The 14,106-nt window shown below is 71.9% G+C and carries 14 protein-coding genes; 3 read left to right on the forward strand and 11 right to left on the reverse strand.

Annotation, left to right across the window (positions count from 1 at the left end; genetic code table 11):
* The first annotated feature begins 544 nt into the window (after nt 1-544).
* Nucleotides 545-1,393: an aminoglycoside 3-N-acetyltransferase gene (gene aac(3) / locus G5C51_RS03340; protein ID WP_165231288.1), complete on the forward strand. Its 849-nt coding sequence runs from the start codon at nt 545-547 to the stop codon at nt 1,391-1,393.
* Here aac(3) and G5C51_RS03345 read toward each other — a convergent pair.
* The 3 genes from G5C51_RS03345 to G5C51_RS03355 all read right to left on the reverse strand — a co-directional run bounded on the left by G5C51_RS03345 (nt 1,362) and on the right by G5C51_RS03355 (nt 3,108).
* Complete coding sequence (locus tag G5C51_RS03345) at nt 1,362-2,162, reverse strand: endonuclease/exonuclease/phosphatase family protein (RefSeq protein ID WP_165231291.1); 801 nt, start codon at nt 2,160-2,162, stop codon at nt 1,362-1,364. The two genes, aac(3) and G5C51_RS03345, sit on opposite strands and share 32 nt — an antisense overlap.
* A 62-nt stretch (nt 2,163-2,224) precedes the next feature.
* Complete coding sequence (locus tag G5C51_RS03350) at nt 2,225-2,503, reverse strand: hypothetical protein (RefSeq protein WP_165231295.1); 279 nt, start codon at nt 2,501-2,503, stop codon at nt 2,225-2,227.
* On the reverse strand, nt 2,503-3,108 hold the full coding sequence (locus tag G5C51_RS03355) for a TetR/AcrR family transcriptional regulator (RefSeq protein WP_165231298.1): 606 nt from the start codon (nt 3,106-3,108) through the stop codon (nt 2,503-2,505). The genes G5C51_RS03350 and G5C51_RS03355 overlap by 1 nt, the downstream gene beginning before the upstream one ends.
* Before the next feature lie 41 nt (nt 3,109-3,149).
* Between G5C51_RS03355 and G5C51_RS03360 the strand changes: the two genes are divergently transcribed.
* Both G5C51_RS03360 and G5C51_RS03365 read left to right on the forward strand, forming a co-directional pair.
* Entirely contained in the window at nt 3,150-4,400 is a 1,251-nt protein-coding gene (locus G5C51_RS03360; protein ID WP_338117997.1) for an acyl-CoA dehydrogenase family protein, read from the forward strand.
* Nucleotides 4,400-5,482, forward strand: a complete 1,083-nt coding sequence (locus G5C51_RS03365; RefSeq protein WP_165231300.1) for a phosphotransferase family protein — start codon at nt 4,400-4,402, stop codon at nt 5,480-5,482. Before G5C51_RS03360 ends, G5C51_RS03365 begins: the two co-directional genes overlap by 1 nt.
* Nucleotide 5,483: 1 nt before the next feature.
* Here the strand turns inward: G5C51_RS03365 and G5C51_RS03370 are convergent, their stop codons facing one another.
* The 8 genes from G5C51_RS03370 to G5C51_RS03405 form a co-directional block, all read right to left on the reverse strand.
* Nucleotides 5,484-5,951 carry a PaaI family thioesterase gene (locus G5C51_RS03370; RefSeq protein ID WP_338117998.1) on the reverse strand — a complete coding sequence of 156 codons (468 nt, stop codon included), beginning with the start codon at nt 5,949-5,951 and terminating at the stop codon, nt 5,484-5,486.
* A gap of 74 nt (nt 5,952-6,025) precedes the next feature.
* On the reverse strand, nt 6,026-7,726 hold the full coding sequence (locus G5C51_RS03375) for an enoyl-CoA hydratase-related protein (RefSeq protein ID WP_240929354.1): 1,701 nt from the start codon (nt 7,724-7,726) through the stop codon (nt 6,026-6,028).
* Nucleotides 7,727-7,782: 56 nt separating this feature from the next.
* Nucleotides 7,783-8,577: an MHYT domain-containing protein gene (locus G5C51_RS03380; protein ID WP_165231303.1), complete on the reverse strand. Its 795-nt coding sequence runs from the start codon at nt 8,575-8,577 to the stop codon at nt 7,783-7,785.
* A 238-nt stretch (nt 8,578-8,815) separates the two neighbouring features.
* Nucleotides 8,816-9,115 carry a PIG-L deacetylase family protein gene (locus G5C51_RS42480; protein ID WP_240929355.1) on the reverse strand — a complete coding sequence of 100 codons (300 nt, stop codon included), beginning with the start codon at nt 9,113-9,115 and terminating at the stop codon, nt 8,816-8,818.
* A 254-nt stretch (nt 9,116-9,369) separates the two neighbouring features.
* The gene (locus tag G5C51_RS03390; protein WP_206313366.1) at nt 9,370-10,368 is read right to left on the reverse strand and encodes an acyl-CoA dehydrogenase family protein; all 999 of its coding nucleotides are present in this window, start codon (nt 10,366-10,368) and stop codon (nt 9,370-9,372) included.
* Nucleotides 10,325-11,254, reverse strand: coding sequence for an abortive phage infection protein (locus G5C51_RS03395; protein ID WP_420824780.1), 930 nt, complete (start codon nt 11,252-11,254; stop codon nt 10,325-10,327). The genes G5C51_RS03390 and G5C51_RS03395 overlap by 44 nt, the downstream gene beginning before the upstream one ends.
* 255 nt (nt 11,255-11,509) lie before the next feature.
* Complete coding sequence (locus tag G5C51_RS03400) at nt 11,510-12,529, reverse strand: substrate-binding domain-containing protein (RefSeq protein WP_165231310.1); 1,020 nt, start codon at nt 12,527-12,529, stop codon at nt 11,510-11,512.
* Between the two features lie 19 nt (nt 12,530-12,548).
* Complete coding sequence (locus G5C51_RS03405) at nt 12,549-14,099, reverse strand: glycoside hydrolase family 13 protein (RefSeq protein ID WP_165231313.1); 1,551 nt, start codon at nt 14,097-14,099, stop codon at nt 12,549-12,551.
* Between the last annotated feature and the right edge of the window lie 7 nt (nt 14,100-14,106).

The following is a 14,106-nucleotide window of genomic DNA, read 5'->3' on the forward strand; positions in this document are numbered from 1 at the left end:
CCCCGCCCGGAACGAACCGCCGCCCGGCTGACGAAGGCGCCCTCGCCCCTTTCCCTACCGCCCGACGCGAACCGCCGCCCGGCAGGCAAAGGCGCCCCCGGCCCCTCTCCCTTCCGTAGCCAGCCTTCCAACTCGCACCGAGCAAGACGCCGAGCCGGCGACGCTGCCGTCACCATCCGATACCAACTCACCCGCTTCAACCGAGCGGACGGCTTGGCATCGGATGGTGACGGCCGCGTCGCCGTCGTACGCGCAATCCCGGTGCCGGTCGGAAGGCGTGCTACGGAAGGGGGGAACGGCGGGGCGCGTTAGCCTGCCGGGCGGCGGTTTCCGGTTGCAGGGCGGCTGGCGAGGCCGGTGGCGGGCGGCGTTGCCTGGCTGCGGTTTCCCGGATGCGCTTGCCGGGTGGCGGTTCCCAGGCCCCGGTTCGCGGGCTGCGCTTGTCGGGCACAGGCTCCCAGGCACCCGTTCCCAGGCTGCGCTTGCCGGCCCCGAAGCCCGCAGCCTGACCGCCAAGCCCCCCATCGCACCGGATAATTCCTCCGTGGACGAAATGGACCTGCTCACCCACTCCAAGGGCCCGCTAACCCGAAGCCGGCTCACCCAGGACCTCACCGCCCTAGGCATCACCCCCGGCGACATAGTCATGTTCCACACCCGCCTCTCCGCCCTCGGCTACGTCGCCGGCGGGCCGCCCACCCTCATCGGCGCCCTCCAAGACGCCGTAGGCCCGCACGGCACCCTCATGGTGACCTGCGGCTGGAACGACGCCCCGCCGTACGACTTCGTCACCTGGCCGCAGGAGTGGCAGGACGCAATCCGGGCGGAGCACCCCGCGTACGACCCCGCCGTCAGCGAATCCGACCACAACAACGGCCGCCTCCCGGAAGCCCTGCGCCGCTGGCCCGGCGCCGTCCGCAGCCGTCACCCCGACGTGAGTTTCGCGGCCCTTGGCGCGGCCGCCGTCGACCTGATGGCCGACCACCCCTGGGACGATCCGCACGGCCCCGGCAGCCCCCTCGCCCGACTCGTCGCCCACGGCGGTCGGGTGCTGATCCTGGGCGCGCCCCTCGACACGATGACGCTGCTGCACCACGCCGAGGCCCTCGCCGACGCCCCCGGCAAGCGCTACGTGGACTACGAGCAGCCCATCCTGATCGACGGTGAACGGGTCTGGCGTCGCTTCCACGACATCGACTCGGAGGAGGAGGCCTTCGATTACTCGGTGGCGGTGCCGGAAGGCCTCGAGCCGTTCGAGGCCATCGCCAGCGAGATGCTCGCCGCGGGCCTCGGCCGGCAGGGGCGGGTCGGTGCGGCCGAGAGCTATCTCTTCGAGGCTGCGGAGACGGTCGACTTCGCGGTCAGCTGGATGGAGAACAGGCTGCGCCGCTAACGGGCTGCAGGTCCGCCATCAGGCCGTAGTGATCGCTCGGCCAGACCCCGCCCACCGGCTCGTCGAAGACGCGCTCGGACCACATCCTGGGCGGGGGCGGCGGGATGCGCCGGAACGGCCACCACGCATCCTCCATAAGCCCGTTCTCCGGCGTATACGTCACCGGAGCCGCCTCGCCAGGTCGTGCCTCAGCCCACGCGTCGCGGAAGCACACACTCATCCCCTCCAGGGACTGCCGCCCGTACCAGAAGCGCATACTGGCCGCGTCCGGGTCGGCATCCATATCGCCGACCAGCACCACGCTCCGTTCCGGCCGCCCCGCCAGAAACCGCGCCGCGACCACGGCCTGCAGCTCCCGCTCTCGCTCATGATCGATCTGGTAGTCCGGAAAGTGGTTGACCAGCAACAGCGGTGCGAACGGCTGCTGCGCCTCCACCCGGGCCACCAGCCCACTGCACGCGAAGTCCCCGGTACGAGACGTGACCTTGTAATCCAGCTCGTGCACCTCGCTCATCGGCCGACGCGAGGCCACCGAGATGCCCTGCCCGTCGGCCTCGCGGGCGGTCGAGTGCGCCACGTCGTAACCCTCGCCGAGCAGCTCCCGGACCTGGTCGTAGCCATCAGTCACGATCGTCTCCTGAAGCGCCACGAGATCCGGCCGCAGCCGCGCGAACCCCTCGGCCAGCACCTTCCGCCGGGCCGGCCAGTCGCCTCGGACCCCCCACACGTTGAGCGTCACCGCCGGGGTGCCCCGGAACCCACACGTCATGCAGCGCGCATAAGCGAGGCAGCCGCACGGCGGAGGCTGAACGGACCGGAGCAGCTGAGCGGCTAGGCGTCGGCGTCGTTGACGAGGCCGAAGGACTCGGGGAACTCCTCCAGGAACTCGCGCCGCTCGGGGTCGCTCTCCTCCTGCGCCATGGTGCCCAGCAGCTCCACCAGCTCCGCTCGCCGGCCCTGCGGGAGCCCACCCAGCGACGCGGCGGCGTTCTCGAGGACCTTCACCGCGTCATCCGGATTCATCTGCTCCTCGTCCGTGCCCTCGATGTACCACATGACATCGACCAGGGTCTCGGCGAGCGTCCGGGTCACCGACGGATCTGACCGCATCACGCCTCCTCCGCCTCCAGCCGCCCGGCAAGGTCCGGATCCGCCGTCGACAATAGTGCGGTCAGCGACCCCATCAGCAGCTCGATCAGCTCCTCGCGCGGCAGCGGCCGGTCCCGGGCCCACTCCAGCGCCGTGTCCTCGACCAGGCTGAACCAGCCGCGGACCAGCAGGCGTACTCGCGGAGTCTCCGACTCCGGCCCCAGCGCGTCGTGGACGCGGCCGGTGAAGGCGGCGCGCGTGTCCTCGTGGACCTGGATGACGTAGTCCGCGCCGCCCGCCGTGCCGCGCATCAGGGCCAGGTACGGCTCGCGGCGGCGTTCCAGGAAGGCGACGAAGGCGTCCAGGGACTGGTGCAGTTGGGCGGCCGGCGCCGCCTCCGGGTCCGGCGCCGTCTGCTTCAGCAGGCGCCTCGCGGCGGCCTCCAGCACCGCGACGTAGAAGTCCTTCTTCGTCGGGAAGTAGTGGAAGAGCAGGCCCCGCGAGATGCCCGCCTCGGTGGCGACCTCGTCCAGCGACAGCTCGTGGATGGGGCGTTCCACCAGCTTCTGCAGGCCGATGCCGATGAGCTGGCGGCGGCGGTCGTCGGCGGACAGGCGTTGCGTCATGGATCTCACCCTACTGAGCAGTGCTCAACACGCTACGCTTCTTGAGCACTGCTCAACAGCCGGAGGCGACCATGGACTTCACCCCCTCGGAGCGGGCCCAGGACTACACCGAGCGCGTGCGCGCCTTCATGGCCGCGGAGATCGCCCCCGTCGAGGAGGGCTACCTGCGCGAGCTCCTCGCCCTCCCCGAAGCCGAGCGCTGGCAGGTGCTGCCCGTCATCGATGAGCTGAAGGCGAAGGCGCGGGCGGCGGGCCTGTGGAATCTCTTCCTGCCGGACGACAAGGAGGGCGCGGGACTGACGGCCAGCGAATACGCGCCCATCGCCGAGCTGATGGGCCGCTCCTTCATCGCCGCCGAGATCTTCAACTGCAACGCCCCCGACAGCGGCAACATGGAGGTTCTCCACCACCACGGCTCGGCCGAGCAGCAGGAGCGCTGGCTGCGGCCGCTGCTGGACGGGCGGATACGGTCGGCCTTCTGCATGACCGAGCCGGACACGGCCTCCTCCGATCCGGGCAACCTCATCGCGACCGCCGTCCTCGACGGCGACGAGGTCGTCCTCAACGGCCGCAAGTGGTTCGCCACCGGCATCGGCCACCCGCGCTGCGAGGTCATCCTCTATCTCGGCCGCACCGACCCGTCCGCCCACCGCTACGAGCAGCACTCCATCGTCGCCGTACCGAAGAATGCGCCAGGTGTCACCGTCGAGCGGATGCTCCCGGTGATGGGGCGTTACGACGAGCCAGGCGGCCACGGCGAGGTGTCCTTCGACGACGTCCGGCTCCCGGCGAGCGCCATCGTCGGCGGCCCGGGCCAGGGCTTCGCCATCGGGCAGGGCCGCCTCGGGCCCGGCCGGATCCACCACTGTATGCGGCTGATCGGCGTCGCCGAGATGGCCCTCGAGGCCGCCTGCCGCCGTGCCGCCGAACGCACCGCCTTCCGCAAGCCTCTCGCCAACCTCGGCGGCAACCGCGAGCGGATCGCGAACGCCCGTATCGCCATCGAGCAGTGCCGCCTCCTCGTCCTCTATACCGCCTGGCTCCTCGACACCCAGGGGCAGTTGGCCGCGCTGTCGTACATCTCCCAGATCAAGGCGGCCGTGCCGCTGATGACGCAGGAGGTCGTCGACATGGCGATCCAGCTGCACGGCGGCGCCGGGCTCTCGGACGACCACCCCCTCTCCGCCGCCTGGACGATGGCCCGGGCGCTGCGGCTGGCGGACGGTCCGGACGAGGTGCATCGCGGGGTGGTCGCGCGGATGGAGCTGGGCAAGTACGGGATGGAGCGCTGATGGCTGCCGGTCGGGTGGACGAGCCCCGGCCCGTACGGGACGAGGACGCCTTCGACGTGGCGGCCGTGCACGGCTGGCTGGGGGAGCGGGCGCCGGGGGAGGAGCCGCCGCAGGTGCGGCAGTTCTCCGGCGGCGCCTCCAACCTCACGTATCTGCTGCGCTATCCGGCGGGCGGCGAGCTGATCCTGCGGCGGCCGCCCACCGGCACCAAGGCGCGCTCGGCGCACGACATGCGGCGCGAGCATCTGATCCAGTCGCGGCTGGCGCCGGTCTTCCCGTATGTGCCGCGGATGGTCGGGCTGTGCACCGACGAGGCGGTGATCGGCAGCGAGTTCTACGTCATGGAGCGGCTGCCCGGCGTCATCCTGCGGCGCGAGCTGCCGGCCGGCACCACGCTCGACCCGGGGCAGGCTTCGGGGCTTTGCCGCAACGTCCTCGACCGGCTGGTGGACCTGCACGGCGTGGACCCGCGGGCCGCCGGGCTCGCGGAGATCGGGAGAGGCGACGGCTACGTTCGGCGGCAGGTGTCGGGCTGGTCGGACCGCTACCGCCGGGCCCGTACCCGTAATGTCCCGTCCTTCCGCCGCGTCATGGACTGGCTGGACGCGAACCAGCCGCCGGACGCGGGCGCCCGCCTGATCCACAACGACTACCGGCTCGACAACATCGTCCTCGACCCCGAGTTGCCCTGGGACCGCCGCGAGGCCGTCCGCGGCATCCTCGACTGGGAGATGGCCACCATCGGCGACCCGCTGATGGACCTGGGCGGCGCGCTCGCCTACTGGGCGGAGGCCGGCGACGGCCCGGTCGCCACCCGGCTGCGCACCCAGCCGACGCACCTGCCGGGGATGCTCACGCGGCGCGAGGCGGTGGCGTATTACTGCGAGAAGGCCGGGCTGCCGGCCGACAACTGGGCCTTCTACGAGGTCTTCGGGCTCTTCCGGCTCGCGGTGATCATCCAGCAGATCTACTTCCGCTACCACCACCGCCAGACCCGCAACCCGCGCTTCAAGAACTACTGGATCGCCTGCCACTGGCTGCACCACCGCGCCCGGCGCGCGATCCGCGGCAGCGGCATCTAGGTCACACCGCGCCGGGCGCGTCGGCCAGCGGGATGACCCGGGCGGTCGCCGTCGCGGTGGCGATGAGGACCCCGTCGGGGCGGGTCAGTTCGGCCGACAGGCGTGCCAGGTCGCCGTCCCGGTGCAGTACGCGGCCGGTGGCGAGCAGGCGTCCGGGGCGGGCCGGGCGGAGGAAGTCGGTCTTCATCTCCAGGGTGGACTGGAATTCGTCCGGTTCCAGGGTGGCGAGCAGCGCCGGTCCGAGGGTGTCGTACAGCATCGCGGCGACGAAGGCGCCGAGGATGTTCCCGGCCGGATTGGTGAACTCCTCGGTCGCCGTAAAGGCCAGCTCGATGGTGCCGGCCTCGGGGTCGGCGGCCACGAACTCTAAGCCCAGCGTGCGGGCCGCGGGCGGCATCGGCAGCCGCCCGTGCACCCCGTCCCAGAAAGGGCCGGTGCGGTCGGCGCCGGTTTTGCGGATGTCGCGCACGAGGGCAAGCCTACGAGGCGTACGGCACGGATGTCTGCAGACGCCGCGCAGGCTGTTGTTGGTGCTTCGCGGCCTTAAAGCTTCCGCATGAAGGCGTACCGCAGCCGGTGATACTCCGCGCCCGGGTCGTAGAACGTCTGCCGCATCTTCGCCAGCTCGTTTTCCCGGTAAGCCGCGAGCGGGCGGGCCTCCTCGTGCTTCGCCCGGTGGTCTGCCTTCCCGCGCAGCCAGTCCGCCAGTTCGGGCGAGCCGGCCATCCGCTCCGCGACCGCCTCGACCTCTCCGGTGAAGGCGTCCGGCGAGGCCGGGATCACGTAGTCGACGAGTCCGAGCTCGCGCGCCCGCCGGGCGCTTACCGGACGGGCCTCGGTCAGCAGCGACCGCGCCTGCTCGACGCCCGTGCGCAGCGGCAGCGTGTACGTCCAGTACTCCGACCCGGTCAGGCCCATCTTCCGGTAGTGCGGGTTGAGTACGACCCCCTCGCGCGCCCACACCTCGTCGGCGGCCAGCGCGAGCATCACGCCGCCGGCCGCCGCATTGCCGCCCAGCGCCGCGACCGTGACCTTGTCCGTGGTGGTGAGGACGGCGTGCACCAGGTCGTTCATCGCGTTGATGTTCCGCCATGACTCGTCTGCCGGGGACGGGGCCGCCTCGATCACGCCGAGGTGGATGCCGTTGGAGAAGAAGTCCCGGGTGCCGCCGAGCACGAGCACGTCCGTAGGCCGGGACCACGCGTGCTCGTACGCGGAGAGCAGCCGTGCGCACTGCGCAGTGGCCATTCCGCCCGATGGGAAGGAGAAGTGCAGATACCCGACCGACCCCCGCTCCCGGTAGCGGATGTCCGTCCAGGTGCCGGGACCCGCCGACAGCGGCGCCGGCACCTCCGGCAGCCGCTTGGCCGCCGGGCCGAGGGCGAGGGTGGCCGGGACCTTGTACGTCGCCGGGCCGCCCGGCGTGCGTCGCGGCCGCAGCTGGGTCAGCCACACCGCGCCGTCCGCCGTCGCCCGGCACACCGCGCCGGCCCGCCGGGCCAGCAACTCGCCGGGGCGGCCGCGCAGTTCATCCTCTTCGTGGCCCCCGTAGAGGAAGAACTCCCGGCCGTCCAGCTCGTCCAGCACACCCGGAAAGGAATCGGCGGCCCGCAGCTTGCGCAGCACGATCTCGGTCGAGTCCAGCGCCCAGTCGATGCTGCGGATGTGCTGCCGCAGATACGGGCGGAGCCCGCCGGTCACCGCGGCCGTGCCCGCGCGTGCCGCCAAGGCGCTCTCCAGCGGCTCCGGTACGTACGTGCGCAGCGCGAACCGCTCCACCGCCAGGTGCACCGCGGCCAGCGCGGCATCGGCGATCTCCCCGCGGTACAGGTCGCTCTTCGCGACCCGGGGCAGCGGGCACTCCACCGACGCCCACACGTCCCCGGCGTCGAACTCCCGCGCCGCCTGCAGCACCGTCACACCCCAGCGGTCCGCGCCCTCGGTGATCGCCCAGTCCAGGGAGGAAGGGCCGCGGTCGCCGACCGGGCCCGGATGCACGATGAGGCACACCCGGGACGCCCAGACGTCCTCGGGCAGCGCCGTCTTGAGCATCGGCGCGACGATCAGGTGCGGCAGGTGCCGCTCTATGGCGGTGCGTAGCGCGTCGTCGTCGCTCATCACGTGCGACGCGACAGTATGGCCGCGGTCGGTGAGTTCGGCGTCCACCCGCTGGGTGAGGCTGTTGTAGGCGCTCGCGACGAGGAGGATGCGCAGGCCGGCTGCGGGCGCGGCGGAGCTGGGCATGACGGCGGACCTTCCGGGGGGAGTTGCGGTGGGGCGTCGGCGGGTACGGGACGGGGTCAGTCGACCGTGCCGGAGAAACCGGCGGCGGGTGCGCGTTCCGCGCGTTCTCTGCGCCACTGCTCGCGGTCCACCGGGTCCATGCAGACCATCAGGCCGACGAAGAACAGCAGCAGCACCGGGCCCACCAGCATCGGCGCGAGCACGGCGACCGGCTGCCGGCCCGCCTCGGCGATGCCGCCGGCGGCGGAGATCCGCAGCGCGGCCATGCCGGTGTAATGCATGCCGGAGACGGCGGCGCCCATGATCAGGGAACAGCCCACGGCGGCGCCGAAGTTGGTGACCGTGACGGCCAGCCACAGCGCCACGGTGGCGGCGACGACCGCGATGACCACCGACACGATCAGGATCGTGGTGTCGTACGAGATATGCCCGGCAAAACGCATGCCCGCCATGCCGAGGTAATGCATGGCGGCGACGCCGAGGCCGGTGAGCACACCGCCGGTGAGCAACGGCACGGGGCCCCGGCCGCCGTAACCGACGACGAAAGCGCCGATGCCGACGACCACGATGGCCACGGCGAGGCTGGCGAAGGTGACCGGGACGTCGTAGTCGATGTCCATGGATTCGATGCTGAATCCGGTCATAGCGATGAAATGCATCGTCCAAATGCCGGTGCCCAGCGCGATGGCGCCGAGGACCAGCCACCGGGCTCTCGCCGCGGTGGTGTGGGTCATGGCACGCAGCGTGCAGCGCAGGCCGAGCGCGGCGCCCAGACAGGCCACCGCGTACGCCGCGATGGGCGTTATCGGGCCGTAGGTGAAGTCGTTCACCGGGACCGCGGATAGGTGCATGCCGGCTCCTTCGGGGGTGGGGGAAACCGGCGGCAGAAGCTAGCAGGAGGTTAGTGGCGGGTGTGAGTGAGCAGAGTGCTCAAGAAGTATTTGGATTTGCTGACCGAATGAGCATCCGGCGCGTAAGCCCGGGCTCGCGCAAGGGTCGCTGAATTCGGTTCCACGGAAGCCTTGTTGTCTATGTCACAGGGCTTCCTCACGAAATGGTCGCAACTATTTCACTCGGTGCCGCAGGTCTTCACGGGACCGCCAGCGCACAGGCCCGCTCGCTGCCGGAGGCGCGACCGTGCTTGGTCATCAGCTCGGTGTAGTAATCGATGTACTTCTCGGACACCGGCAGATAGCGGTCGGGGGTGAAGCCCTCCGCGTCCTCGCGGTTCTCGGCGTGGAACAGCGGCAGGTCAGGATGCGCCATTGTCCGCGCTCGCTCGGCGAGCTGAGCGGTGTTCCGGTGGTCGGGATGCCCGCTGCGCCGCCAGTGCGTGACGACCGACTGCGGCGCCACCTCGCGGATCACTTCCGCAACCCGCTCCGCCACGTTTCCCCGGCGTCAGCGCCAGGATTACCGCCCGGCCGCCGCCCAGGATGTGCTCGGCGAGCATCGGCCCCGCGGTGAGATCCATGTCGCCGATATGCGCGCCGATGGCCAGGACGGGGCCGCCGAAGCCCTGTATGGCGAGAGCCCGCGACGCGGGGCCCAGCAGCGAGGCGGCTGCCGCGCCTGCGGCCGAGGCGAGGAGGGTTCTGCGACTCAAGGAGGACATTGGGTCGAAATTAACACCCTCTGGTCATTCAGGGCATCCAGCGCGCCAGTAGCTCCTCCTTGATCGCGGCCCGGGTGCCGAAGACCTGCAGGAAACCGGCCTCGCGCAGCAGCCGTTGGCCCGGCCGGCCGCGCAGCACGGAGCTTGCGCCGCGCGCCACGACCACGGCGGCGGCTCGGCGAAGGGCCAGAGCGGCGGCGTCGGCGCGCGCGGCCGCCATCGCCTCGGCGTCGGCCATATCGAGCGCGCGGCGGCAGGCGTCCAGCTCCGGGTCGGTGTCCCCGGTGCCGATGCCGAGCAGCGTGCCGCAGCGGCTCGCGAGGCCGAGGGACAGGGAGCCGTTGGTGCGCAGGCCCTGCGCGTCGCGGGCCGGCCAGTCGGCGTACGGGAGGGTGCCGGTGACCCGCTCCTCGGGCACGTACAGACCGTCGAAGCGCAGCTCGGCGGTGCGCGCGGCATCGACCGCGCTGAGCGGCAGCGGCTGCGCCGACAGCCCGTCGCCCTCCGCCGCGTCGAGGAACATCCACACGATCCGGTCGTCGGCGTCCCGCGCCGCCGCGTACAGCGTGTCGACCAGGCCCCACCCGGTGACGAACGGCGAGGCCCCGGTCAGCCGGTACCCGCCCGCAACCGCCTCCGCCCGCAGCCGCGGCTCTCCCGGCAGCTGCCCGGCGAGCGCGAGCCCGGCCCGGCGCCGCCCGGTGGCGAGCGGCTGCAGCCAGTTCTCGCGAATGCCCGGCCGCTCGGAAGCGGCCGCGGCTCGCACCGCGCCATGGTGCTGCAGCCACACAAAAGCCGTGGCCAGACACCCGCTCGCGACCACCTCCACCACCCGCGCGAACCCCGCCAGATCCAGCTCCTCCGGCCCACCGGCCTCGGGCGGTGCGGCGATCCCGTACAGCCCGGCCTCGGCCAGCGGCTCGAAGTGGCCCGGCGGGAAAGCCTCTTCGGCGTCCACACGGTCAGCCGCGGGATAGAGCACGTCATCGGCGAGCGTCCGGGCGCGCTTGAGGAGGTCGGCGGTCACGCGTGGGTCCTTCCGGTACGGGAGGCAGCGGCCGCTCTTGATCGTACGGGTGCCGCGTCGTCCCGCCGGAGGCGTAGCGCCGGGCCAGGGCGTGGAAGGCTTGCTTGGGTTCCCAGTGCCAGTCGGAGGACGGGTCCTCGGGCGTGTCCCGGATCGTCTTGACCAGCGCATAGCTGGCCATGTCGAGGTCGTGCCGGGGTTCGCCCGGCCAGTGCGGGGTCTCGGGGGTGACGAACTCGAAGGCCATCGCCTCGTGCAGCCCCATGGCCTCGAAGACGTCGAAGAGTTCGGTGACGTACCGGGCCTGGGTCTCTTCGCTGCGGACCAGGGGCTTGCTGAGTTGCGGTGGCTGCTTGGTGTAGTCGATGACCTGCCAGGCCATGCCGCCGGCGTCCGGGGCGCCCCGATACGCGCAGGTGCCGAACTCGGCGATGGCGACGGGTTTGCCGAAGCGCTGGTAGCGGCGCAGCTCGCGCACGTAGTCCTGGCGGCGCGCGTGGTGGGAGTAGTAGTCGATGCCGACGATGTCGAACTGGTCCCAGTCCACCTGATCGTCCTGCGCGGCGGCGTAGCTCAGCGGGCCGTGGAAGACGGACCTGCCGACGGCGGCGGCTCGCGCGGTGAAGCGGTCGAGCCGCCGCTGCACTTGCTCGGGGTCGATGGTGCCGCTGGTGAGGTTCTCGATCCGTTCCACGGCGTCGTCGCCGGGGATGATGCCGGGCACGAACAGCCAGAACTCGCACCCGACGCTCAGCTCGACCGACGCCCCCTGGCGCCGGAGGCCTTCCGCCTGCCGCCCGACCGCGGCCAGATGATCGAGGATCTCCCGCTGCGGCCGGTCGCCCAAGGTGGGTTCGGCGCGTACGTGCAGCCCTTGCTCGGCCACCTCTTGCGCGGTGAGTGTCAGCCGCTCGACGCGGTGGCCGGGTTCTCGCCCGGCCCGACGGTGTAGCACGCGCCGCGGTACCGCACGCCGCACCGCCCACCGCCCGGCGACGACGATGCGGCAACCGCCAGGCTCTGGTCCGCGGTGCTTTTCGCATGCTGCCGACGCTATGGAGAGCGGCCCGGGGCGCGCCTCGGCCGGCCGGCCAGGACCGCTCGGCCATCCGGCCAGATGCGCAGTTGACGCGACAGGCCGCTAGCGCCGCCGCGGCGCCGTCGAGCCGCGGACCACCAGCTCCGGGTGGAAGACGAACTCGCGGTTCGGGGCCGGGGTGCCGCCCGACATCTCGTCCAGGAGGGCGCGGACCGCGGCCTCGCCCATGGCACGTACCGGCTGGCGGACCGTCGTCAGCGGGGGATCGGTGAAGGCGATGAGAGGGGAGTCGTCATAGCCGACGACGGAGAGGGCGCCGGGGACCGGGAGGTCGCGTTCGCGGGCGGCGCGGATGGCGCCCAGCGCCATCAGGTCGCTGGCGCAGACGATCGCCGTGCAGCCGCGGTCGATCAAGGCCGCCGCGGCGGCGTGGCCGCCCTCAAGGGTGTAGAGCGAGTACTCGATCAGGTCGTCCGCGTCCGTGCTCGACAGCCCGAACAGCTCGGCGTTCGACTTGCGGAAGCCTTCGGCCTTGCGCTGTACGGGGACGAAGCGCTCCTGGCCGAGCGCGAGGCCGATGCGTTCGTGGCCGAGGTCGGCGAGGTGGGCGACCGCGAGGCGCATGGCCTCGCGGTCGTCCGGGGAGACGAAGGTGCCCTTCACGTCGGGGGAGTAGCCGTTGATCATGACGTGCGGCACGCCGCGGCCGCGCAGCAGCGCGTACCGCTTCATGTCGGCCGTCGTGTCCGCGTGCAGCCCGGAGACGAAGACCATGCCGTCCGCGCCGCGCTCCACCAGCAGCTCGGTGAGCTCGTCCTCGGTCGCCCCGCCCGGCGCCTGGGTGGCCAGCAGCGGGGTCCAGCCGTTCTGGATCAGGACCTGGCAGATGACCTGGGCGAAGGCGGGGAAGATCGGGTTGTCGAGCTCGGGCATGATCAGGCCCACCAGGCCGGCGCTGCGCTTGCGGAGCTTCACCGGGCGCTCGTAGCCGAGGACGTCGAGCGCCGCGAGCACGGCGTCGCGGGTGGCGACGGCAACGCCCGGGCGGTCGTTGAGAACCCGGCTCACCGTCGCCTCGCTGACGCCGGCCTGGGCGGCTATGTCGGAAAGACGGGCGGTCACAGCGTCGACTTTATCGTCCTCACGCCGCCGGCCCCCACCATGCGCAGGTGTCGGCCGGGATACGGATCGTGGCGCCGTCGGCCAGGACCGGTCCTGAGGCCAGCAGCAGCCGTCCTTCCGGCGCGACCGGCACCTCGGCCTCCGTTTCACCGGCATTGGCGATGCAGGTGAAGCCGTCCCCGCGGCCGAAGGCGAGAACGCCGGGCGGGGTGTCCTCCCGCCAGGTCAGGGGGCCGTGCAGGCGGCGGCGCTCGGTGAGGGCGGCGCGGTAGAGCGCCAGCGTGGAGCCGGCGTCGGCGGACTGGGCCGCGACCGACAGCCCGTCCCAGCCCTCCGGCTGCGGCAGCCAGCTGCCGCCGGTGCCGAAGCCGTACGGGGCGGCGTCGCCGGACCAGGGCAGCGGGACGCGGCAGCCGTCGCGCAGGCCGTCCTGGCCGGTGGCGCGGTGGAAGGCGGGGTCCTGGCGGGCGGCGTCCGGGAGGTCGGTGACCTCGGGGAGGCCGAGTTCCTCGCCCTGGTAGACGTACGCCGAGCCGGGCAGCGCCAGCGACAGCAGGGCGGCCGCGCGGGCGCGGGCGAGCGAGCCGTAGCGGGTGCGCGGGCGGACCACGTCGTGGTTGCCGAGCACCCAGGTGGGCGGGGCGCCGACCTGCTCGGTGGTGGCGAGGGAGTCGTCGATCGCCGAGCGCAGGGCGGCCGGCTGCCAGGGGCAGTCCACGAAATGGAAGTTGAAGGCCTGGTGGAGTTCGTCCGGGCGTACGTAGAGGGCCAGTCGCTCGGGAGTGGGCGCCCAGGCCTCGGCGACGCCGATGCGGTCGCCGTCGTAGGAGTCGAGGAGCTTGCGCCAGGCGCGGTAGATGTCGTGCACCGGGTCCTGGTCGAAGAACGGGAGCACCTGCTTGCCGATCAGCCGGGCCTGCTCGCCGTGGCCGATGTCGGGCAGTCCCGGCGCCTTGACCATGCCGTGGGCGACGTCGATACGGAACCCGTCGACGCCGCGGTCGAGCCAGAAGCGCAGGATGTCCTCGAACTCGGCGCGGACCTCCGGGTGGTCCCAGTTCAGGTCGGGCTGCTCCGGAGCGAAGAGGTGCAGATACCAGGAGCCGTCGGGCGTGCGGGTCCAGGCGGGGCCGCCGAAGACGGACTCCCAGTCGTTGGGCGGCTCGGGGCTCGGCGGCCGGAAGTGGTAGCGGTCGCGGCCGGATCCGCCGAGCGCCTCCTGGAACCACGGGTGCCGGTCCGAGGTGTGGTTCGGCACGATGTCGACGAGGACGCGCAGGCCGAGGCGGTGGGCGTCGGCGATGAAGTCCTCGGCGTCGGTGAGCGCGCCGTACATCGGGTCGACGGCCCGGTAGTCGGCGACGTCGTAGCCGCCGTCGGCCTGCGGGGAGGCGTAGAAGGGGGTCAGCCAGACCGCGTCCACACCCAGCTCGGCCAGGTACGGCAGCCGGCTGCGGGCGCCGGCGAGATCGCCGTTGCCGTCGCCGTCGGCGTCCGCGAAGGACCGTACGTAGATCTGGTAGATGACCGCGTCCCGCCACCAGCCGGCGGCAGAGTTGTCGAATGTCATGGTGCGG

Origin of the sequence: Streptomyces coryli (assembly GCF_011044975.1) — a bacterium.
Classification (GTDB): domain Bacteria; phylum Actinomycetota; class Actinomycetes; order Streptomycetales; family Streptomycetaceae; genus Streptomyces; species Streptomyces coryli.